21 protein-coding genes are annotated in these 21347 nt (G+C 68.1%); 12 read left to right on the top strand and 9 right to left on the bottom strand.

Features of this window, described 5'->3' with window-relative positions:
- The first annotated feature begins 36 nt into the window (after window positions 1-36).
- Entirely contained in the window at window positions 37-1047 is a 1011-nt protein-coding gene (locus ACFY0U_RS38010) for an enoyl-CoA hydratase/isomerase family protein (protein WP_388643864.1), read from the top strand.
- Window positions 1048-1304: 257 nt separating this feature from the next.
- Here the strand turns inward: ACFY0U_RS38010 and ACFY0U_RS38005 are convergent, their stop codons facing one another.
- Both ACFY0U_RS38005 and ACFY0U_RS38000 read right to left on the bottom strand, forming a co-directional pair.
- Window positions 1305-2318, bottom strand: coding sequence for an NADP-dependent oxidoreductase (locus ACFY0U_RS38005; RefSeq protein ID WP_388643862.1), 1014 nt, complete (start codon window positions 2316-2318; stop codon window positions 1305-1307).
- A gap of 583 nt (window positions 2319-2901) precedes the next feature.
- Window positions 2902-3480 carry a TetR/AcrR family transcriptional regulator gene (locus tag ACFY0U_RS38000; RefSeq protein WP_388643860.1) on the bottom strand — a complete coding sequence of 193 codons (579 nt, stop codon included), beginning with the start codon at window positions 3478-3480 and terminating at the stop codon, window positions 2902-2904.
- A gap of 264 nt (window positions 3481-3744) precedes the next feature.
- On the opposite strand from ACFY0U_RS38000, the gene ACFY0U_RS37995 reads away from it, so the two are divergent.
- From ACFY0U_RS37995 to ACFY0U_RS37980, 4 genes are all read left to right on the top strand, one after another.
- A complete protein-coding gene (locus ACFY0U_RS37995) occupies window positions 3745-4536 on the top strand; it encodes an SDR family NAD(P)-dependent oxidoreductase (protein ID WP_388643858.1) in 792 nt (263 codons plus the stop codon).
- Window positions 4537-4609: 73 nt separating this feature from the next.
- Complete coding sequence (locus ACFY0U_RS37990) at window positions 4610-5038, top strand: ester cyclase (protein WP_388315834.1); 429 nt, start codon at window positions 4610-4612, stop codon at window positions 5036-5038.
- A gap of 168 nt (window positions 5039-5206) precedes the next feature.
- Window positions 5207-6022, top strand: coding sequence for an oxidoreductase (locus tag ACFY0U_RS37985; protein ID WP_388643856.1), 816 nt, complete (start codon window positions 5207-5209; stop codon window positions 6020-6022).
- A gap of 447 nt (window positions 6023-6469) precedes the next feature.
- Window positions 6470-6979 (top strand): winged helix-turn-helix transcriptional regulator, encoded by a 510-nt coding sequence (locus ACFY0U_RS37980; RefSeq protein WP_388643853.1) that lies wholly within the window; start codon window positions 6470-6472, stop codon window positions 6977-6979.
- A 15-nt stretch (window positions 6980-6994) separates the two neighbouring features.
- On the opposite strand, the gene ACFY0U_RS37975 is transcribed toward ACFY0U_RS37980, so the two are convergent.
- Complete coding sequence (locus tag ACFY0U_RS37975; protein ID WP_388643852.1) at window positions 6995-7600, bottom strand: CGNR zinc finger domain-containing protein; 606 nt, start codon at window positions 7598-7600, stop codon at window positions 6995-6997.
- 67 nt (window positions 7601-7667) lie between these two features.
- Between ACFY0U_RS37975 and ACFY0U_RS37970 the strand changes: the two genes are divergently transcribed.
- On the top strand, window positions 7668-8552 hold the full coding sequence (locus ACFY0U_RS37970) for an alpha/beta fold hydrolase (RefSeq protein ID WP_388643851.1): 885 nt from the start codon (window positions 7668-7670) through the stop codon (window positions 8550-8552).
- A gap of 251 nt (window positions 8553-8803) precedes the next feature.
- Here ACFY0U_RS37970 and ACFY0U_RS37965 read toward each other — a convergent pair whose 3' ends face one another.
- From ACFY0U_RS37965 to ACFY0U_RS37955, 3 genes are read right to left on the bottom strand one after another with little or no spacing between them, the layout of a single operon-like run.
- Window positions 8804-10279 (bottom strand): class I adenylate-forming enzyme family protein, encoded by a 1476-nt coding sequence (locus ACFY0U_RS37965; protein WP_388643848.1) that lies wholly within the window; start codon window positions 10277-10279, stop codon window positions 8804-8806.
- 35 nt (window positions 10280-10314) lie between these two features.
- The gene (locus ACFY0U_RS37960; RefSeq protein WP_388643846.1) at window positions 10315-11238 is read right to left on the bottom strand and encodes an alpha/beta hydrolase; all 924 of its coding nucleotides are present in this window, start codon (window positions 11236-11238) and stop codon (window positions 10315-10317) included.
- Between the two features lie 6 nt (window positions 11239-11244).
- Window positions 11245-12213 (bottom strand): enoyl-CoA hydratase/isomerase family protein, encoded by a 969-nt coding sequence (locus ACFY0U_RS37955; protein ID WP_388643845.1) that lies wholly within the window; start codon window positions 12211-12213, stop codon window positions 11245-11247.
- Window positions 12214-12474: 261 nt separating this feature from the next.
- Between ACFY0U_RS37955 and ACFY0U_RS37950 the strand changes: the two genes are divergently transcribed.
- Window positions 12475-13158, top strand: a complete 684-nt coding sequence (locus tag ACFY0U_RS37950; protein ID WP_388643843.1) for a TetR/AcrR family transcriptional regulator — start codon at window positions 12475-12477, stop codon at window positions 13156-13158.
- A gap of 39 nt (window positions 13159-13197) precedes the next feature.
- On the opposite strand, the gene ACFY0U_RS37945 is transcribed toward ACFY0U_RS37950, so the two are convergent.
- Window positions 13198-14094 (bottom strand): short-chain dehydrogenase/reductase, encoded by an 897-nt coding sequence (locus ACFY0U_RS37945; protein ID WP_388643840.1) that lies wholly within the window; start codon window positions 14092-14094, stop codon window positions 13198-13200.
- Window positions 14095-14201: 107 nt separating this feature from the next.
- Here ACFY0U_RS37945 and ACFY0U_RS37940 point away from each other — a divergent pair, with 107 nt between their 5' ends.
- The 3 genes from ACFY0U_RS37940 to ACFY0U_RS37930 all read left to right on the top strand — a co-directional run bounded on the left by ACFY0U_RS37940 (window position 14202) and on the right by ACFY0U_RS37930 (window position 16402).
- The gene (locus ACFY0U_RS37940; protein ID WP_388643838.1) at window positions 14202-14699 is read left to right on the top strand and encodes a winged helix-turn-helix transcriptional regulator; all 498 of its coding nucleotides are present in this window, start codon (window positions 14202-14204) and stop codon (window positions 14697-14699) included.
- A 108-nt stretch (window positions 14700-14807) separates the two neighbouring features.
- Window positions 14808-15341: an SRPBCC family protein gene (locus ACFY0U_RS37935; RefSeq protein ID WP_388644019.1), complete on the top strand. Its 534-nt coding sequence runs from the start codon at window positions 14808-14810 to the stop codon at window positions 15339-15341.
- The gene (locus ACFY0U_RS37930; RefSeq protein WP_388643836.1) at window positions 15341-16402 is read left to right on the top strand and encodes an LLM class flavin-dependent oxidoreductase; all 1062 of its coding nucleotides are present in this window, start codon (window positions 15341-15343) and stop codon (window positions 16400-16402) included. The genes ACFY0U_RS37935 and ACFY0U_RS37930 overlap by 1 nt, the downstream gene beginning before the upstream one ends.
- A gap of 64 nt (window positions 16403-16466) precedes the next feature.
- Here the strand turns inward: ACFY0U_RS37930 and ACFY0U_RS37925 are convergent, their stop codons facing one another.
- Window positions 16467-17096 (bottom strand): TetR/AcrR family transcriptional regulator, encoded by a 630-nt coding sequence (locus ACFY0U_RS37925; protein WP_388643833.1) that lies wholly within the window; start codon window positions 17094-17096, stop codon window positions 16467-16469.
- Between the two features lie 100 nt (window positions 17097-17196).
- Here ACFY0U_RS37925 and ACFY0U_RS37920 point away from each other — a divergent pair, with 100 nt between their 5' ends.
- Window positions 17197-18375, top strand: coding sequence for a saccharopine dehydrogenase NADP-binding domain-containing protein (locus tag ACFY0U_RS37920; protein WP_388643831.1), 1179 nt, complete (start codon window positions 17197-17199; stop codon window positions 18373-18375).
- Between the two features lie 184 nt (window positions 18376-18559).
- Entirely contained in the window at window positions 18560-19972 is a 1413-nt protein-coding gene (gene lpdA, locus ACFY0U_RS37915; protein WP_388643828.1) for a dihydrolipoyl dehydrogenase, read from the top strand.
- Between the two features lie 542 nt (window positions 19973-20514).
- Here lpdA and ACFY0U_RS37910 read toward each other — a convergent pair.
- Window positions 20515-21342, bottom strand: coding sequence for an SDR family oxidoreductase (locus ACFY0U_RS37910; RefSeq protein WP_388643827.1), 828 nt, complete (start codon window positions 21340-21342; stop codon window positions 20515-20517).
- Window positions 21343-21347: the final 5 nt, after the last annotated feature.

The following is a 21347-nucleotide window of genomic DNA, read 5'->3' as shown; positions in this document are numbered from 1 at the left end:
CGACAGCAGGTCCGCACGGATGGCGAGGCGCCGACCGTGACTGATACGGCAGCCGTCGAGATTCTCGCCGATGTCCATCGGGGCGTCGGCCGCATCCTGCTGAACCGGCCCAAGGCGCTCAACGCCCTGACGACAGGCATGGTCGCCGCCATCGACCGTGTGCTCGCCGCGTGGGAGGACACACCGCTGTCCGCTGTGCTGATCGCCAGTACCAGCCCGAAGGCGTTCTGTGCCGGTGGAGACATCCGCACGATCCGCGAGTACAGCCTCGCCGGGGATGCCGAGGCCAGTGAGCGGTTCTTCGCCTCCGAATACCGGCTCAACGCCCGGATCGCCGAGTATCCCGTGCCGGTTGTGTCGCTCATCGACGGCCTGTGCATGGGCGGCGGTCTCGGTCTGTCCGTCCACGGCAGCTTCCGCGTCGTCAGCGAGCGCGCGGTGCTGGCGATGCCGGAGACCGGCATCGGGTTCTTCCCGGACATCGGGGCCAGCTACTTCCTGCCGAGGCTGCCCGGCGCGATCGGCATGTACCTGGGACTGACCGGACACCGGCTCGACGCGGCCGACGCCCTGTACACGGGGCTGGCCACGCACTTCGTCCCCTCGGACGGGCTCGACGCGGTCGGAGAGGCCCTGGCCGACAGCCCCGGCGACCCTGTGGACGTGGTCCTGAACCGCCTTGCCGGCCGTTCCCCGGTCGCGGGCAGCGCGCTGGCGAAGGCGCGCGGGGACGTGGACTGGGCGTTCGGTGCGCCGACCCTCGGTGAGATCGAGAAACGCCTGCGCCACCTTGACACCCCCTGGGCGGCAGCCGCGCTGGCCGCCATGGAGTCCGCCTCTCCGCAGAGCCTGGAGATCACTCACACCCTGCTGGCCCGGGGCAGGCAGCACGCGCTGCGAGAGTGCCTCGACGCCGAACTCGCCCTCACGCGCACGATCATCCGTACGCCGGACTTCCTGGAGGGTGTCCGCGCGGCCCTGGTCGACAAGGACCGCGCGCCCAACTGGCGACGTGCGTCGCTCGGTGGGCGGACACAGCTGTCCTGAGCATGGCTGCCCACGCGTGCGGGGCGGTCCGTCCGCCGTGATCACACATCTGAGACGTCACGGGAGTGAGGGCTTGACCACGGCTCGGGGCGTCATGGAACGGTGGGGGGTGTTGTGTCACAGGACGTACGGCATGGGAGACACCGAGACGATCACAGGCAGGTTCTCCCTGACCGCGGTCGCCACTGGATCCCCGACGGCGACGTCTCCCACCAGTGACCGATCCAGACGGAGGGGCCGCCCGGGCCGGACTGCTCTCAGTCGTTGTCGGGGGCCATCGAGACCACGACCTTGCCGGCCTTGGTACGGCCCTGCTCGACGTACGCCATCGCATCGAGCGTCTGGTCGAACGGGAAGGTGCTGTCGATGACCGGGCGGAGTTTCCCGCTGTCGTAGAGGGCGCCGATTTTGCGGAGCTGGGAGCCGTTGGCCTGCATGAAGAAGAACTGGTAGCGCACGCCCAGCGCCTTGGCCTGCTTCCGCACCTTGCGGCTGAGCACGTTCATGACCAGGCCCAGAAAGGAGGGGGCGCCGAGCTGCTTGGCGAACGCGGCGTCCGGCGGGCCGACGACACTGATGGCCAGGCCGCCGGGCTTCAGTACGGTCAGCGACTTCTCGAGGTTCGCTCCGCCCACGGAGTCCAGCACGAGGTCGTAGCCGGACAGCACCTTCGAGAAGTCTTCCTTGGTGTAGTCGACGACGACGTCGGCGCCGAGGCTCCTGACCAACTTCTCGGTGTCGGTGTTCGTGGTCGTCGCCACCGTGGCGCCGAGGTGCTTGGCGAGCTGGATGACCGTCGAGCCGAGGCCACCGGCACCGGCGTGGACGAGCACCTTCTGCCCCGGCTTCACATGGGCCTTGTCGACGAGAATCTGCCAGGCGGCAAGGGCCACCAACGGCACCGCGGCTGCCTCGTCGAGGGTGAGGGAGGCCGGTTTGGGTGCGACGTCGTCCACGTCGATCGCGATGAACTCCGCAAAAGCTCCGATCCGCAGGTCGCGCGGACGGGCGTAGACCTCGTCGCCGACTTTGAGGCCGTGTACGGCGGAGCCGACCCGGGTCACGACGCCGGCCACGTCGTGCCCGAGTACGAACGGACGCTTGTACTTGAGGAGCTGCTTGAACTCCCCGTTGCGGACCATTTTGTCCAGCGGGTTGATGCTGGCGGCGCTCACTCTGACCAGGACGTCCCGGTCCCCGACCGTGGGCTCGGGCACCTCGGCGGCGCGTGCGCCGTCCTTGCCGTACTTCTCGACGACGAATGCCTTCATGTCGGCCGTCTTTCTGCGTGGGTGTTCCGGTGGGCTATGTGATTCTTCGCGCAGGTCCGCGTGCGTGCCCGTTGTCGCGTGCGGTCGGGTTGATGTGCCGGTCATGACGCTACCTGCTGAGTATAGGAAAGTAAACTCAGCTGGGGCTGGGCATGCGAGGTTTCATACGGTCCGACCTGCTTCAGCGGCTTCGAACGCGCCCTCGGCTGTCCTCGCAATCTCCTCGCTGGGCTGCTCCGGATGCTGGTGGAGGAAGGGAGACCGCCGAGACCTGTTGCCGCGCCGACCCGGAAGGTCCGGCCTTGCCGGCGCGGGGCTGCGGATGCTGCCCCCGGCCCCGCATTTCGCATGAGGCTCGTCGACAGGGCTGAGCGCGGTTGCGTCAAGTGTTCGTAGCGGCTCAGCCCGCCGGGTGTGGCCGCACCGCCTGGTCGCGGGCTTGGTGGTGCTGGGGGCGGACCGCGGTGCGGCTGCCCGCTGCGGGGCATGGAGTGCCGGCGGCGGCTGTGGGCGGGGGAGCGGTCCGGGGGCGCAGGGGCTCAGGTCCGCTCACCTGTGGCGTTGGCGAGTCGAATGGTCCGTTTCAGGATTCCAGTTCAAGGCCCTGTGGCGCAGTCAGGGCCTTGTGGGTCGACTCCAGGATCTTCTCCGACAGTTCTGTGCCCGCCGTGGCCCGGGCGAGCAGGATCGCGCCGACCAGAGTGGCCACCACGGGGAGGCCGTCGGCGGCATCGGTGGACATCCATGAGGCGAATTGCCGGACTCCGGTTGCGTACGTTTCGCGCACCTCCTCGGCTGTGGGTTCGCGAGCCACGTCTCCTGCGAATCCCGCGGTGGGGCAGCCAGTGCCGGGCTGGTCACGGTGCTCGGCCGACAGGTAGAAGTCCACGAGGGCGCCGCGAGCGGTGTCGTGATCGCCGTGGTCTTTGTCGAGCGACGCCAGGAGTGCGTCCAGGTCTCCGAAAGCGGCCTGAGCCGCCTCGGCCACCAGAGCCTCTTTCGAGGCGAACTGCTTGTAGAAGCCGCCCGTGGTCAGCCCGATGGACTTCATCAGATCGGCGACGCTGATGCCGTTCACGCCGCGTTCCCGGAACAGCTTGGAGGCCGCGGCGACCGCACGCCTGCGGTTCTCGAGCGCTTGTGCCTGCGAAACCCGACTCATCACTCACCGGCCCACGTTAGATAGTTAAGTGCATCTATCGTACGCGAAGCGCCGGTGCCCGGCCGTGACGCCCTCTTCCTGTACGGCTCCTTCTCACTGGCGCGAGGTGGGGGCTTGTGGATCCGCTGCGGTCTCCGGCCGCGGGCGGTGGTTGGCGGGATGGCGGGCGTTGACCGGACCGCTTTAGATAGCTACCGTAATCTAAAGCGAGGTCGAGGCTCTGGCCCCTCTGCTCATCCGTCAGCCCAGAAATGAGATCCCCCTATGACCACGCAGAACAAGACCGCTGTCGTCACCGGCGCGTCCGCCGGCCTGGGTGCCGCTTACGCGCAGCGGCTTGCCGACCGGGGCTACGACCTGATCCTGGTGGCCCGCAACGCTGCGCGGCTGCAGACGTTGGCGTCGGACATCCGCAGCCGCACGGGCCGTGCGGTGGATGTCGTCGCCGCAGACCTCACCGATGCGGCGCAGATCTCCGTGGTCGAGGAGCGCCTGCGCACCGACGCAAGCATCGAAGTACTGATCAACAATGCCGGCGGTGGGCTCTTCACGCCGCTGGTGACCTCCGACTCCGCGGCTTCCGAAGCGCTGATCAACCTCAATGTGACCTCGTTGACCAGGCTGACCACCGCGGTCCTGCCGGGCCTGACGGCCCGCGGGCGCGGCACCGTGGTGAACATCTCCTCTGCGCTGGCCCTCAACATCCTGCCCGTCAGCGCCGTCTACAGCGGCACCAAGAGTTACGTGCTGACCTTCACCCAGGCCCTGCAGCAGGAGCTCGCCGAGAGCCCCGTCGTGGTGCAGGCCGTGCTGCCGGGCGCTGTCCGCACGGAGTTCTGGGACGGCTCCGGGGCCGACCTCGGGGCGTTTCCCGATGAGTGGATCATGAGCGCGGACGACGTGGTCGACGCGGCGCTCGCCGGCCTCGACGCGGGGGAGCCCGTCACCATCCCGTCGCTGCCCCAGATCAGTGACTGGGAGTCGTTCGAGAAGGCGCGTCAGACGCTCGTCCCGAACCTGTCACTGAAGGTCCCCGCCGATCGCTACCGCGGCTGACCACAGTTCGATCCGATTCCAGGGTCCGTCATCGGAGCGGAGCTGCTCCGCTCCATCTATATGGGAGAAGCACATGTCTGCCTCGAACGACAAAACCCAGACCTCCACCGCCGACTTGCACCGGCTTGCGGATGAGTACGTCAGGCGCGTCAACCTGCGTGACCTCGATGCCCTGTTCGACCTGTACGCGCCGGACTTCCGCTCCCATGCTGCCGACGGAACCACCACCGGCGTCGAGGAGACCCGCGCGGTGCTGGCGTCGTTCCTCGACGCGGTCCCCGACTTCGCCGCCACGCCGGTCCGTGTCGTCGCCGAGGACGATTGGTTCGCGATCAGCTTCATCCTCACCGGCACGAACACCGGGCCCTTCAACGGCACTCCCGCCACCGGCCGATCGATCAAGGTGCTGGAGCTCCGCATGTTCAAGGTGGTCGACGGGAAGCTCGCCGAGCACTGGGGCCTCATCGACCTGGCGACGCTCTTCGCTCAGTTGCAGTCCTGAGCGGGTTGCGTGGTTTCAGCTGGGTGAAGAAGCCCTGCTCGTCTCGAGCGGTCGAGGCGCAGGCTGCGGCTTGAAGCAGGCGCGGGGATGTCGGGGGTCGCGCTCAGGGCTTTTCCGAGCTAGACCCTTGGTAGTGCGACCGTAATATAAAGACTTCAGGAGGCAGCTATGACAGCAAATCGGCCGGTGGCGCTCGTGACGGGCGCGTCCTCGGGTCTCGGCAGGGCAACAGCACGCGCACTCGCCCAGGCGGGGTTCGACGTGGTCGGGACGGGCCGGAAGGCGCCGGACAGCACGCCGGGCGAGGGTGTGACGTTCCTCGCCCTCGACGTGACCAGCGACGAATCGGTGAGCAGCGTCGTCCAAGAGGTGATCGACCGGTTCGGGCGGATCGATGTCCTGGTCAACAACGCCGGGCTCGGCATCAACGGCGCCGCCGAGGAAATCTCTGTCGCCCAGGCGCAGCGCGTGTTCGATGTGAATGTCTTCGGCCTCATGCGCATGACCAGGGCCGTCCTGCCGCACATGCGCGGCCAGGGTCACGGGCGCGTCATCAACATCTCCTCCTTGGGCGGGTTCGTCGGCAACCCCTTCATGTCCGTCTACATCGCGACCAAGCATGCGGTCGAGGGCTACACCGAGTCCCTGGACCACGAGATCCGCGAGCACGGCGTTCGGGTTCTGCGCGTCCAGCCCGGCCCCCTCAACACCTCGTTCGACACGAACTCGGTGGAGGCCGACACCCCTGTGCCGGTATACGCCCACCAACGGGCCATCTACGACGAGGTGATTGAGGAGGGGCTGAGGAACGGCGACGATCCCGCCGTCATCGCCAAGGTGGTCGTCGCGGCGGCGACCGACCGAAACCCGAAACTGAGCTATCCCGCCGGCTCACAGGCCCGACGCCTCAAGGTGCTGCGTCGCATCCTCCCCGCCCGGACCTTCGACAAGCAGGTGCGCAAGTTCAATCGGATGGCCGGCTGACAGCCACGGGCCCCTGTCACCGGGTGGATCGATCGGCTCCCGCCTGGGAATGATCACGATGAACGTTGACGTCGCGCGCCCTGGACACGGAGGCATGGTCCGTGTCCTGGCACATGGCGAAGCGGGTGAGTGCTCACATCTGGGACTCCGGCCGCTGCCTGGCAAAGAGGCGGAAGCCGAGGCGAAGCGGGCGTAGAGCGCGCCGTTGGTGGGCGATCCGTTGCCGTGTCACGTGCTTCTGCTTGTGCTCTTTGGGGCAGCGCACCACAGGCTTCCTCTCGTCGCCATGTGAGCTCTGTCGGACCGATGCCTTGGAATCGAGCCTGGTCCATGGTCTGACTTGCGTAATGTCATGCCGTCAGACGATGCGAATGGTGAGGGGTGCCGTGCCGGGGGCGGCTAGCTGAGTATCTGAATGTAAACTTAAACTCGGTTAGAATCGCCCCCATGGATGCATGGACCGAAGTCCTTGAAAACACCGGCATGGACCCCCTGCTCGACCGGGACACGTCCAACTGCTCGATCGCGCGAACCCTTGAGATCGTGGGCGAGAAGTGGACGATCCTGATCCTGCGTGAGGTGTGGTACGGCTCGTCCCGGTTCGGGGACTTCGAACGCGTCCTGGGCTGTCCTCGTAACCTTCTGGCGACGCGGCTCCGGATGCTGGTGGAGGAAGGGATCCTGGCGACCGAGACGTACAAGGAGCCCGGTTCGCGGAGCCGGCCGAAGTATGTGATCACCCCGAAGGGCATGGATCTGGTGCCCGCCGTGATGGGGCTGCTGCAGTGGGGTGACCGCTACCGAGCCGACCCTGAGGGGCCGGCGGTACTGGCACGACACCGCGAGTGCGGCGGGCGCGTCGACGTCCGGATCAGCTGCGAACGAGGCCACCCGGTGCCGACGCAGGACATCGAGAGCGTGCCCGGCCCAGCCTTTCGTATGAGGTCGTCCGAGTGAGCTGAGGATTCCCCGTCAGCTTTCCGTCATCCGGCCGCTCTGTCGTGTACGCGCCTGGTGGAGGCGGACCTTGGTGCGGTTTCCGCAGCGGGACATGGAACACCAGCGGCGGTTGCGTGCCGGGGAGCGGTCCAGGAAGCGCAGGGCGCAGCGGTCGGCTCCACAGACACGCACGCGCCGGATCTCGGCGGAAACAAGCAGGTCGACGGCGTCCTGGGCGATGAGTGCCAGCGCGAGTGCGGGGTCGGTGGCGAGGGTCGTGGTGCCGGCGGGCTCCAGGCGGTCGTGGGTGATGACGAGTTGCAAGGCGGGTCTGGGGGCCGCCGCGGCGGATCGGTTGAGCAGCGTCACGTCGCCGGATGCGGGTAGTCGGCCGTCGGCGACCGCCAGTACGGCCCGGTCGATGCTCTCGCGCAGCCGTCGGGCGGACATGAGCACGGCTGCCGTGGCGGGATCGGCGGCTTCCGGCGCGAGCAGGAGGGCCTCCCGGAGCCAGCCCATCAGGTCGTCCGGTCCCCGGAGTGTCTCCTCCGGAGTGGTTCTCCACCGGTTTCGGAGGGTGTTGGCGAAGTCCAGGCAGACCCGTCCGCCGTCCCAGATCCACATGTCGTCCGTTGCCACGTCTCCATTCTGCCCGCTAGCTTAACCGTCTAAGACGGTTAGCTCGTGTCAGGAAGGCGGCGCATCCATGGGACAGCCGACAGCGACGACCGGAGTGACGCAGGTGGACGGGGTCCGCCTGCACTACGTCCGAGCCGGGTCCGGACCTCTGCTCGTCCTGCTCCACGGCTGGCCGCAGACCTCCGACTGCTGGCGGCCGGTACTGGCGGATCTCGCCGCCGACCACACGGTTGTGGCGCCGGACCTGCGCGGATACGGCCTGAGCGACAAGCCCGTCACCGGTTACGACAAGCGGCGCATGGCCGCCGACATGGCAGGCCTCGTCGAGGCGCTCGGCTTCGAGCGGGCCATGGTCGTGGGCCACGACCGGGGCGCCCGCGTGGGGCACCGCTGGGCGCTGGACCGCCCGGAGCAGGTCGAGCGGCTGGCCGTGCTCGACATCGTTCCCACCCGCGAGATGTTCCGCCGCCTGGACGCCTCGCTCGCCTCCGGGTACTGGCACTGGCTGTTCCACATGCAGCCCGATCTCCCCGAGCGCCTCGTGGGACCCGACATCCGCGGGTATCTCGAGTACTTCTTCGAGCGGTGGAGCTACAACCGACACGGACTCACCGCCGACGCGGTCGACGGCTACGTCCGCGCGTTCTCCCGCCCGGGCGCCCTGCGCGCGAGCCTCGACGACTACCGCGCCATGGAGGAGGACACCGCGCTCGACGACATGGACGCCGCCGAAGGCCGTCGCCTCACCATGCCGCTGCTGGCGCTGTGGGGTTCCGTGGGGCTGCCTGCCCGCCTGCCGACGCTGGAGATCTGGCGTGACTACGCGGACGACGTCACCGGTGCCGAGATCGCGGAGTGCGGCCACTTCATCCCGGAGGAGCAACCGGAGGCGCTGCTGGCGCATCTGCGCCCTTTCCTGGCCGGCAATACGAGCCGGCGAGCCCCACGGTGACGGAAACGGGCCCCCTCAGCTGATCGAACGCCGACCCGAGAGGCGGCTCGTGGTTCTCGCCCAGCCGCGGAAGGGCCGGCGGAATCAGCGCCAGACCGCGCGGGCCGTTCAGCCAGAAGATCCACTGCAGGAGAGATGCTCGGTGAGTGTGCGACCCCGACATGGCCCGCGCGATCGCACACAGCTGGGGGCGCCTTGAGTTGGGGTTATGGGCTGCTGGCTGGTGCGGCCCATAACCCCGACTGTGCTGATCAGGACCCTGCAAGGGCGGCAGCGTGGCCTGCCCGCAAAGAGACTTTGTCGATCTTGCCGACCGCGTTCTTCGGGATGGCTTCCACCACGACGTATGAGGCAGGGCGCTTGAAGCCGGTCAGGCTGCGCGCGCACAGCGCTTGGAGCGCCGCGGGATCGACGGTCGAACCGGGCCGGGGCTGAACGTAGGCGACCACCACCTCGCCCCATGTCTCGTCGGGTACGCCGATCACTGCGGCTTCGAGGACCGACGGGTCGCTTGCGAGCACGTCCTCGATCTCCTTGGGGTAGATGTTCTCCCCACCACGGATGATCATGTCTTTCGAGCGTCCGACCAGGGTCAGATAGCCCTCGGCGTCGAGGTGGCCCACGTCGCCCGTGTGCAACCAGCCGTCGACGATGACCCGGGCCGTGTCGTCCGGACGGCCGAGATAGCCGCGCATGATGTTGGGGCCCCTGACGACGACCTCGCCGTCCGTGCCCGGCGCCGCCTCGGTACCGTCGGCGTCGAGGATGCGGATCTCCTGGCCGGGAAAGGGAAGCCCCACGGTTCCTGCGCGACGGGGTCCCGCGACGGGGTTGATGGTGGAGCCGCAGGTTCCTTCGGAGAGCCCGTACCCCTCGACGAGGGGAAACCCGTACCGGGCCTCGAACCGGGTCAGCAACTCGGCGGAGGCAGGTGCGGCGCCGCAGACCGCGAACCTCACCGACGATGTGTCGGGCCGAACGTCGTCAGGGAGTGCCGCGAGCATGCTGTAGATCGTCGGGACGGCACTGAAGAAGGTGGGGCGCTCCTGTTCGACGAGGTCGAAGAAGTGGTGGGGGTCGAACCGGCGGCCCGCGATGACAACGCTGGCGCCGGCGAGGAGCGGCGTCAGGATGCTGACCACGATGCCGTTCACGTGGAAGAGCGGCAGGATCAGCAGGCAGCGGTCGCTCGGCCCCAGTTCGAGAGCCTGGCGTCCCATCTCCACCATGGCGTCGATGTTGGCGTGGTCGAGCATCACGCCCTTGGGTACCCCGGTCGTGCCGCTGGTGTAGATGAGCAGAGCCAGCGCGGACGGGTCCAGACGCGGTGCCTGGTCCCACTCCGGCGCCTGATGCTCGCGCAGTTCACCGACGGTGAGTGTGGCCAGGCCGGAAGCGGTCTCCGTACCGTCCTCGACCACGAGCAGGCGCGCACCGGAGTCCTTGAGCTGCCGGACCACCTCGACATCGGTCATGCTCGGGTTGACCGGCGTGATGGTGGCGCCGAGCCGCCAGGCGGCGAACAGCAGAAGGACGAACTCGACGCGGTTCGTCAGCTTGAGGGCGACGACGTCACCGGGACCGATGCCGAGATCGTGGAGCCGGCGCGCCGTCCGGAGGACGCCGCTCAGCAGCTGGGCGTTGGTGAGGGACTGCCGCCCGTCCGATACCGCGGCCCCGTGGGGGTCGAGCTCGGCTCGGCGGTCGGGCAGAGAAGCGAAATTCATGGCGAACGTACCTGTCTCGGTGTGATGCGATCCGGTCACGTCGTCGACACGGCGGGTGCCGGGTCCAGTTGGCGGGAGAGGAACTCGATCTGGTCGCGGACCAGTTCCTCGAACGTCTCGCCGGTATAGAAGTCGAAGTGACCGGCGTCGTACCGCTTGATCTCTCCCTGGGGCGCGGTGCGCGCGTACCGCAGGGTCTGGGCGGGAGGGGTGACGGAGTCGGTGTTGCTGACGCAGAAGAGGATCGGCATGGCGACCTTCTTCGCGGCCCGCCCGGGCCGGTAGCCGGCGATGGTCGGGATCACGCGTGCCGCGACCTCGTTGCGGAACGTCTTCCCGGGTGGCTGCAGCGCCTGGTATCCGGGGAGGGCGTCCGGAGCGTTCATGAGGGCCGGCGAACCGGGGGCGGCGGCGATCGGCACCATCGCGGGCGCCTTGCCGCGCACTCTGGCCGTCAGATCCCGGGCGAGCACCGGAGTCATTCTGAGTGAGGCGACCGGGCCGAGCGCGAGCGCGGAGGCGAGACCGTCGGTGAACGGGCACTGGGCCACGGCCGCGCGTAGTTCCGGATGCCGAGAGGCCACCGTGATGGCGTGGCCGCCGCCGAAGGAGCTGCCCCACACCGCGACGCGTGCGCGGTCGACATCGTGGCGTGTCTTGACGTAGGCGAGGGCGGAGTCCCAGTCGGCCAGCTGGCGCTTGATCGACAGGAGCTGGCGAGGGTGGCCGCCGCTGTCCCCGAAGTGTCGGTACGTGAAGGCAAGGGAGGCGATGCCGGCCTGTGCGAAACGCTCGGCGAAGGCGTCGAGGCGCATTTCGCGGGTGGCGCCCAGGCCGTGTCCGAGAACGACGACGGGCGGGGAGGTGACACCTGTGGGCAGGTAGAGCCAGCCGGCGCAGGTGCTGTCACCGGACGGGAAGGTGACGTTGTGCCGGATGAAGGGCTGCGGAGCGGTCATGTCGGCTCACTGTCCATTCGTCGAGCGGCGCCCGGGCACGCTGCCCGAGGCGAGCGCCTGCGCGTAGGTGCCCGGCCTGTAGAGCGGTAGCTCGCCGGTGGTGTCTGTCGCATCCAGGTAATCGAGCATCAGTTCCTGCCCCTCCTTCGACATCACTCTCGTGAAGAACTCGGCGCGTTCGACGTGCAGACCGTCCTCCAGCGACATCGAGCCGCCGAAATACACCGACCTCTTGGCGGCCTCGACGGACCCCTTCGACCGCTTGCCGAAGCGCTCTGCGAGTTCGATCGCCTGCGCGACCACCTTGTCCTGCGGAACGACCTGGTCGACTGCCCCGTTGGCGAGAGCCTCCGCGGGTGTGAAGGGCTTGCCTTCGAGGATCGCGGACAGGGAACGGTGGGTGCCGATAAGGCGGGTCAGCCGTTGGGTGCCGCCTCCGCCCGGGATGATGCCGAGGAGGATTTCCGGCTGGCCGATGAAGAAGTCCCCGTCGGCCATGACCCGCAGATCGCATGCCCAGGCGAACTCCGCGCCGAGGCCGAGAGCCGAACCGTTGAGGGCGGCGACGAAGAGGACACCGCTGCGGTTCATCCGGAGGAACGTGGTGTGCAGGCGCTCCAGTTGGAGGGCACCTCGCATCGGAGTCTTGCGCATCAAGGCGCTCAGGAGACGAGATCGGTCCACGTGCTTTGCCATGCGCACGACGGCGGCGGCTCCACGGCGGCCGACGGTAGGGCTGGCTGCGCCCTCTTCTTGAAGCCATCGGACCGCGGCATGGCTGACGAACCGTTCGGGATGCGCCCCGGTGAAGACGACGGCGCGAATGTTCGGATCGCGGTCGGCCCGGTCCACCAGCTTGTCCAGCTGGGTGGCGATGTCGAGGCCGAACTCCTGGTGCGGGCCACCGTCGACATGGACGACCAGGACGGTTCCCCGGTCCTCGATCTTGAGATGACCCTTGTCTTTGTACGGCATGAAGTCTGCTCCCGTGCTGAGTTCATGGAGGGGTGGGAAAGTGCGTGGGGACAGGTGCGGCCGCGTGTGGCAGTGACGGGGTCGTGTTCGCCCCGGGGGTTGTGTCCGCGCGGGCAGCATGAGACTGGGCAGCGCTTGACGACCGGTCCGGAGACGTACGCCGTGTCCGTGACGACATGTCGCCCACAATGTGTAACATTGCCGTGAAGAGTTAGATAACCAAGTTATTTTGAATGTGTCAACGGTGGAGGCAGGCGAGACATGGCAGGGCGGGCGAGGGTCGAAGACGCGCAGGAGCGACTTGTCCAGGCGGCCATCGGTCTGCTGGCCGAGCAGGGGCCGTCGGCCATCAAGGCGCGCACGGTGGCTTCCGCGAGCGGACTGTCGACCATGGTGGTCTACAGCCACTTCGGCGGGATCCCTGAGCTGATGAGCGCCGTTGCCGACCATGGGTTCAAGGAACTCGGTAGAGCTTTTGCCCAGGTGCCGGTGACTGAGGATCCGATCGCGGAACTCTTCGCCATGGCCTTGACGTGTCGTCGCATGGCCCACGAGAACCCTCACCTCTACGACCTGATGTTCGGTCTGTCCACTCGCGCGACATACCGGCCGCTGTCGGACGCGGACCTTCGCCTGAGTGGGCGCTCACCGGGATTTCGGGAAGCCCACGCCCATGTCGCCGCGGCGTGCGAACGGTTCGTGCGCTCCGGCAGGGGCCGGCAGCAGCGACCCGAGGTCATAGCCGCTCAGTTGTGGAGCTTTGTACACGGCTACATCACCCTTGAACTGGCCGAGCACTTCGTCGAGTTCGACGATGCGGTGACGCAGGTGCTGCTGCCGATGGGTGTGAACTTCTCCGTCGGCTTGGGGGACGGGCGTGAACGTGCCGAGGCCTCGCACGAGGCTGGCGTGCGCTTGTACGAATCCATCATCCAAGGCCTGTGAGAAAGGGGGGCGGCCGGGTGCCGCCCCTGGCGCTCCACGCTAGGGCGACCTGGTCTCCACGGCGGGGCTGTCGGTACCCGGCGCGAGTTGGTCATGCCTCCCCAATGCCTCGACCTCCCGTTCCAGGGACGGAACCGCGCGGGCCGCGAAACGCCGAGCCCAGGGCCAGGTCAGCGGCGAGTTCAGTGCTCCCTTGGCCCAGTTGGCCACGGCGACGGCGCGCGGGACGTACACACGGCTGCGTCGGCGCACGAGCCCGTCGACGATCGCAGCTGCCGCCCGGTCGGCGCTGGTGGTGACATTGCCCGGATAGGGCAGCCGTCGGCGCAGCCCCTGGAACGAGGGGAGGTCTGCCTCGGCCCCCCGGACGAGGTCCGTGTCGATCCAGGAAGGGTGCACGAGGCCGACCGTGACCCCGAGGTGTGCCACCTCCTGGCGGTAGGTCAGGGCGAGCAGCTCGACCGCGGCCTTGCTCGCGCCGTACGAGGCCATCGCGGCCAGCGGCATGAAGGAGAGCGCGGACGCCACGACCAGTACATGGCCCCGGCTGCGCTCCAGATGGGGCGTCGCGTACTTGAGGGTGCGGAACACCCCGTTCACATTGACGTCCAGGACCCGCTCGAACGACGCCTCGTCTGTCTGCCGCACCGTTCCGTACGCCACGACGCCGGCATTGGCGACGACGAGGTCGACGCCGCCCATGACCTCCGCGGCCCCGTCGATCGCTGACCGGAGGGCGGCGCCGTCACGCACATCGGCCTCGGACCATGAGGCGGCGGGGCCCAGATCGTCGGCGAGGGCGCGCAGCCGATCGGACTCCAGGCCGATCAGCGCCACACGAGCCCCTCGGGCGGCGGCCAGGCGGGCCACCTTCTCGCCGATCCCACGTGCCGCTCCGGTGACAACCAGCTTTCTGCCCAGCAAGTCACGTTTCATGGCGGCAACATAACTTCGTTATTTATGGAACACAAGGCATCGCGCACAGGTTCCGTACTCGTCGTACCTGCTGGGTCTCATGACTGGACGAACCTATGCTGGCTGTCATGAGGCGGACATCCTTTGCTCAGTGGCCCTGCTCGATCGCGCGGACCATGGACCTGCTCGGGGACTGGTGGACGCCCTTGGTGCTGCGCGAGGCGTTCTACGGGATCCGGCGGTTCGACGCGTTCCAGGAGTCGCTGGGGATCGCCCGCAACACGCTCACGGACCGGCTGCGCCGGCTGGTGGGGGAGGGGCTGCTGGAGAAGCGGCCGTACCAGGCGGAGCCGGTTCGCTACGACTACGTGCTCACCGAGAAGGGGCGCGACTTCTACGGCGTGCTGCTGGTGATGAATCGCTGGGGGGACCGTTGGCTGGCCGGTGAAGCGGGCCCGCCGGTGGCCATGCATCACGAGGTGTGCGGTCAGGAGACCCACGCCGAGGTGGTGTGCGCCGCCTGTGGTGAGCCGATGACCGCGGACAACACCCGTCCCCGGATGGGCCCCGGCTATCCACCGCATCTGGCCGAGCGGCCGGATGTGCGGGAGCGTTTCGCGGACTGACTCAGTGATTCCGCAGTACCCGTGCTCGCCATTGACAAGTGAGTCTATCTACGCAACTTTACTGTTCAGAAGCTCATCTGGATGTTCTTGGCGAGAGGCTGCGGGACGATGGAGTGGACGGGCGCCTGTTATGCGGACAAGCCGACGGTCGAGGTGCACACCTGGATCGCGGCCCCACCGGCTCAGGTATGGACGCTGGTGTCCGACATCGAGCTGATGCCGCGTCTGAGTCCCGAGCTGGAATCGGTCCAATGGCTGGACGGCCGGACAGGCCCTGCGCTGGGAGCCCGATTCGTCGGCCGGAGCAAGCACGAGGCGTTGGGGGAGTGGGCCACGACTTCCCACATCGTCGAGTACGAGCCGTTGAGAGTGCTCGCCTGGGCGGTCGAGGACGCCCAACACCCCACCGCGGTCTGGCGGTTCTCCCTGGAGCCGCAGGACGGCGGCACGCTGCTGCGGGAATGGATGCAGATGGGGCCTGCCCGTTCCGGCCTGTCCTTCGCCATCGACCGCATGCCGGAGAAGGAGCAGAAGATTGTCTTCGTGCGCATGCGGGAGTTCGAGTCCAACATGATCGCCACCATCGAGGGGATCAAGAAACTGGCCGAGAGCACCCGGACCTCGGGGGAGGCGAGTCACTGATGCGTACCTCCACCACGATCGAAGCCTCCGGGGCCGATTGGCGGGAGATCGTCGACTACGTCACCGAGGCGGAGAAGTTCGGTCTGGACATCTGCTGGGTGGCGGAGGCATGGGGCTCCGAGGCGCCCTCTCCGCTGGGCTACCTCGCCGCGAGGACCGAGCGCATGCTGCTCGGATCGGGAATCATCCAGCTCGGCACCCGCACACCGATGGCCATCGCCCGCACCGCGATCACGCTGTCCCAGATCTCCGACGGGCGCTTCCTCCTCGGACTGGGCCCCTCCGGGCCCCAGGTGATCGAAGGACTGCACGGCGTGCCCTTCGACCGTCCGCTGTCGCGGATGCGCGAGACGGTCGAGATCGTGCGGCGGGCCGCGTCGGGGGAGAAAGTCGCCTACTCCGGGCGGGAGTTCCAGATCCCCCTGCCGGGCGGGGAAGCCAAGCCCATGCGGCTGTCGATGCGCGCCGAATACGACATCCCGGTCTACCTGGCGACCCTCTCCCCGAAGATGCTGCACCTGACCGGTGAGATCGCGGACGGCTGGCTGGGCACCAGTTTCGTACCCGAGGGAGCCAAGGAGGCGTACTTCGACCACCTGGACCAGGGCCTGGCTGCCGCAAGTCGCAGCCGCTCGGACCTGGACATCTGTCAGGGCGCCGAGGTCGCCTTCGCCGAAGACGAGGACGCGCTGCGCGCGATGGTGGCCGGGCGCAAGAAGGAACTCGCCTTCAGCCTCGGCGGCATGGGCTCCGCGACCACCAACTTCTACAACAACGCCTACAGCCGCCAGGGTTGGGCCGAGGTGGCGGCCGAGGTCCGGACCCGTTGGCAGGCGGGGGACCGGGACGGCGCGGCCGGCCTGGTCACCGACGAGATGGTGCTGGCGACCACGCTGATCGGAACCGAGGACATGGTGCGCGAGCGGCTGCGGGTGTGGCGCGACACCGGTGTCGACACCGTTCGCTTCTATCCCGCCGGCGAGACCCTCGACGCCCGACTCGCGACCCTGGGCCGGGCCATCGACCTGGTCCGCGACATCGAGGAGGAGGCGGTGCGGTAGCGAGAGGCCGCGCGGGCGAGGAGGGCCGCTGCGCGTCGGCGCTGCGGACGGAGTCCCCGGCAGGTCAGCCGCGGGCGCTGACGCCGTCGGCGGCCAGGCCCGACATCAGCAGGGTGATCGCGCGGAACGTCCTGGTCAGGGCGTCTTCTGGATCCGCTGCGGCGGCGATGATCTGGTTGCCCTCGCACAGACCTGCCAGGAGCAGGCGGGCGACAGTAGCGACCGGAACATCCGGTTGCAGGTCGCCGCGTTCGGCCAGAACGGTCAGGAGCCGTTCGATCGGCGGTTGGGCGACGGTTTCGTTGATGTGCCGGTACTGCTCGCCCAGGACCGAGGGTGCCTGGGCCATCAGCTCACGGTGCAGGGGGTCGTCGATGGTCCGGCGCAGGAAGGCGTGCGTGAGGCCGGCCACCGCGGTGGTGGCGGGCTCGTCCGGCGTGGCGCGGACTGCCTCGGACGTCGCGTCGCCCAAGGCCCCGACCTGCTGAATCAGCTCCGTGTAGAGCTCGGCGAACATTGCCTTCTTGTCCGGGAAGTGGTGGTAGAAGGTGCCCTTGCTCACCTGCGCCGCCCCGGTGATGGCCTCGACCGATGTGCCCGCGAACCCGTTGTCGACGAACAGTCTGCGCGCGGTCGCCACCAGGTCCGCCCGGGTCTGCTCCGCGTACATCTGACGTCGGTTTGGGCCTCTCATGTGCGCCATCGTATATTCAATGACCCTGAGTCAATGAATGACTCAGGGTCATTTGCGGTCGTCATGATTGACAATGCCCTCCGGGAAGGCAGGCGGAGCCGTGGAGAAGAGCAGGATCGTGCTGCTGGGCGCGACGGGATACACCGGACAGCGAGTGCTCCGCGAACTGCTCGCACGAGGCGAGAAGCCGACCCTGGTCGGGCGAAGCCGAACCAGGATGCTGGCTCTGGCCGACCGGTTCGAGGCGGAGCTGCCGGTGGCCGAGGTGGACGTCACGTCGGCCACCGACCTCGCGCGCCTCCTGGAGCCCGGCGACGTGGTCCTCTCCACCGTCGGGCCGTTCATGCAGCTCGGCATGGCCACGGTCACGGCTGCCGCGCAGGCGGGAGCCCACTACTTCGACTCCACGGGGGAGGGGCCCTTCGCCCGCCGCGTCCTCGAGGAGCTGGACTCCGTCGCTGCCGCCCGCGGAGCGACGCTCGTGCCGGCGTTCGGCTATGACTATGTGCCGGGCAACCTCGCCGGCGCGCTGGCCCTGGACAAGGCGGGCGAGCGCGCACGCCACGTCGAGATCGGCTACTTCATCACGCGCTCGGGACACGGGGACGAACTGCTCTACCGGAGCACGCTGCGCGACGCCTACACCCTGACCACGGGAGGCACGCGGCAGACGCTGGTCGCTGCGGCGGCCGAAAGCGGCTTCGCCTACCGCCCCGCACGTCCCGGGCAGCCTTCCCGACTGATCGACGAACGTGCCGCCAAGCGTGTCCGCACCTTTCGCTACGCCGGAGTGAAGCGTTCGGTCATGACCGTCCCGGGCACCGAGCATCTCGGACTCCCGGCGGTCTTCCCCCGGTTGGAGAGTGTCGAGGTGGGTCTGGGCTGGCTCGGACGGTGGACCCGCCCGACACAGATCGCCGCCACCCTTCAGGCGCCCTTGCTCCGGTCGGCGAAGGTACGGGCCGCGCTGGCGCGATGGTCCGAGCGGCTCCCGGGAGCCCACCGCGAACCGGATCTCGACGGCCGTTCCCTGGTGATCGCCGTCGCTCGTGACGGGCACGGTCGGCCCCTGGCCACAACCGCCCTCACCGGGCCGGACCCCTACGAGATGACGGGCTCTCTCCTGGCATGGGGCGCGGTGCACGCGGCGGCGCCGGATGCTGTGCTCAAACCCGGCGTGCACGGACCGGTCGCGGCCTTCGGGCTCGACACCCTCAGGCTCGGTGTCGCCGAAGCCGGAGTGCAGGAAGTCGACGAGGCGTCGGCGCGCCGTCGCTGATTGCCGCACGGGCATAGATCATGTCATTGCAGCGCTGAAGCAGACGTCCAGGAGACTGCCTGCGGTTTCCCTGAGACGGGCAGCGGTGGAAGCCGCCGCTGTCGGGTTGAAGAACAGGTTGTTCGATCGGGAAACGGCCGGTCCCTCGCGGGGACCCGGCCGCCCCAGCGGAAAGGAACCTTCCATGGATGAACAGGGCGAGCGCTTTGACGTCGTCGTACTCGGTGCGGGCCCCGGCGGCTATGTCGCCGCCATCCGGGCCGCCCAACTGGGCAAGCGCGTGGCGGTCGTCGAGGAGAAGTACTGGGGCGGTGTCTGTCTGAACGTGGGCTGTATCCCGACCAAGGCCCTGCTGCGCAATGCCGAACTGGCGCACATCTTCACGCGTGAGGCGAAGACCTTCGGCATCAAGGTCGAGGGTGAGGTCTCCTTCGACTACGGGGAGGCCTTCCGCCGCAGTAGGAAGGTCGCGGACGGCCGGGTCAAGGGCGTCCACTACCTGATGAAGAAGAACAAGATCACGGAGATCAGCGGCCGCGGCACGTTCGTGGACCCGCACACGCTCCAGGTCGCCGACTACGACGGCAACATCCGCACCATCGGCTTCGACGACTGCATCATCGCCACCGGCGCCACCCCGAAGCTGCTGCCGGGCACCCGCCGCACGTCCCGGGTGGTGACCTTCGAGGAGCAGATCCTCGCCGAGGACCTGCCGCAGTCCATCGTGATCGCCGGCGCCGGCGCGATCGGCATCGAATTCGCCTATGTCCTGAACAACTACGGTGTGAAGGTCACCATTGTGGAGTTCCTGGACCGCGTGGCACCCCTGGAGGACGCAGAGGTCTCCGCGGAACTGGCCAAGCAGTACCGCAAGTTGGGCATCGACGTCCTCACCTCCACGCGGGTGGAGTCGATCGACGAATCCGGTCCGCAGGTCCGTGTCACGGTCACCGGCAAGGACGGTGCCCAGCAGGTCCTGGAGGCCGACAAGGTCCTCCAGGCGATCGGGTTCGCGCCGAACGTCACGGGCTACGGCCTGGAGAACACCGGCGTGCGCGTCACCGAGCGCGGCGCGATCGACGTCGACGGCCGCTGTCGCACTTCCGTGCCGCACATCTACGCCATCGGCGACGTCACCGCGAAACTGATGCTCGCGCACGCCGCCGAGGCGATGGGCGTGATCGCCGCCGAGACCCTCGCCGATGCCGAGACCATGGAGCTCGACTACGCGATGATCCCGCGCGCCACCTACTGCCAGCCCCAGATCGCCAGCTTCGGCTACACCGAGGCCCAGGCGAGGGAGCAGGGGTACGACGTCCAGGTCGCCAAGTTCCCGTTCACCGCGAACGCCAAGGCCCACGGCCTCGGCGATGCGACCGGCTTCGTGAAGGTGATCAGCGACGCCAAGTACGGCGAGCTCCTCGGCGCCCACCTCATCGGCCCCGACGTCACCGAACTGCTCCCCGAGCTGACCCTGGCCCAGCAGTGGGACCTCACCGTCCACGAGGTCGCCCGCAACGTCCACGCCCACCCGACCCTCGGCGAAGCGGTCAAGGAAGCCGTCCACGGACTCGCGGGCCACATGATCAACATGTAGCAGGACGCCGTCCCTCGAAATGCGGTGTGGGGATGCATCGGGGGTCTGCCGCGTTGCCGACCTGCGCGCGAGACAGTCAGACACAGGAGACGGTGGGTTGGTTGGACCCGGTGCAACGGCGCGGGGGCGCAAACGTGCTCGGATCGGTTTAGCGCCCTTGAGCTACCAAGGGGTGCCAACCCCTTGCCTGGCACGTCCCAAGGAACCAGTTTGCCCCGGGGGCGTGCCAGGCCGGAGACGTGGCCCCTGTGGTTGCCGGACGTGCAGCATCTTGCTTTGAGGCAGCATGGGCCGGTGGTCAGGGTTCAGCGGCGGGGGGCTGGGTGAAGGCCGGAGGACGGATGTGCCACGGCGCTCGGGCCATCGCGGATGAGATCGTTGGCCATCTCGCACCCGAGGATCCCAAGCCCGCACGCGGCAGGGCTCTCGGACTCTTCGTGATGATGGCGGGGGCGCTGCAACTGTCCCGCGTCGCCTTCGGCTCGAAGGGCCGACGAGGTCCTTCAGAACGCCCTCGCGTTCATGTGCCGAGCGGCGGGGGATCAGGCCGGATCGACGAATATGTCGAGCGCGAGATCACCCTCGAAGCCGGCAGGGCTGTAGGCGGACAGGTCGGTGATGCCCTCCTCCGAGAGGACCTCGTCGTCGATGAACAGGTTGGCGGTGCACTTCCGCGCGTCACGCGTGACGATGGCGTACGCGGCCTCAGCCATGATCCGCGGACTGCGGGCCTGTCCGGCGCCGCCGACCACATTGCGCACGGCGGCTGTGTCGATCAGGGTCCGCGGCCACAGCGAGTTGGCGGCGATGCCGTCGGCGGCGAGCTCCTCGGCGAGCCCGATGGTGCACAGACTCATGCCGTACTTCGACAGCGTGTAACCGAGATGCTTCCCCACCCAGTGCGGCGCGAGGTTCAGCGGCGGGGAGAGCGTGAGGATGTGCGGGTTGCTCGCCTTGCGCAGATGTGGGATCGCTGCCTTGCTCAGCAGGAACGTGCCACGCGTGTTGATGTCCTGCATCAGGTCGTACCGCTTCATCTCCAGCTGCTCCGACGACGACAGGTCGATCGCGCTGGCGTTGTTGACCACGATGTCGATGCCGCCGAAGGCGCTGATGGCCGCGTTGACGGCGGTGCGCACGTCGTCCTCTTCGCGGACGTCGCCGACCACGGCCAGCCCCTTGCCGCCCGCGCGCTCGACCTCGTCGACGGCGGTGTGGACCGTGCCTTCGAGCTTGGGATGCGGCACGGCGGTCTTGGCGAGCATCACCACGTTCGCACCGTCGCGGGCCGCGCGCAGGGCGATGGCGAGTCCGATGCCGCGGCTGCCTCCCGACATCAGGACGGTCTTGCCGGCCAACGTCCGAGTCATGGCTG

This window comes from Streptomyces sp. NPDC001536 (assembly GCF_042894505.1).
Classification (GTDB): domain Bacteria; phylum Actinomycetota; class Actinomycetes; order Streptomycetales; family Streptomycetaceae; genus Streptomyces.
Note: the sequence above shows the minus strand (reverse complement) of the source record. Positions and strands in the feature narration are given on the sequence as shown.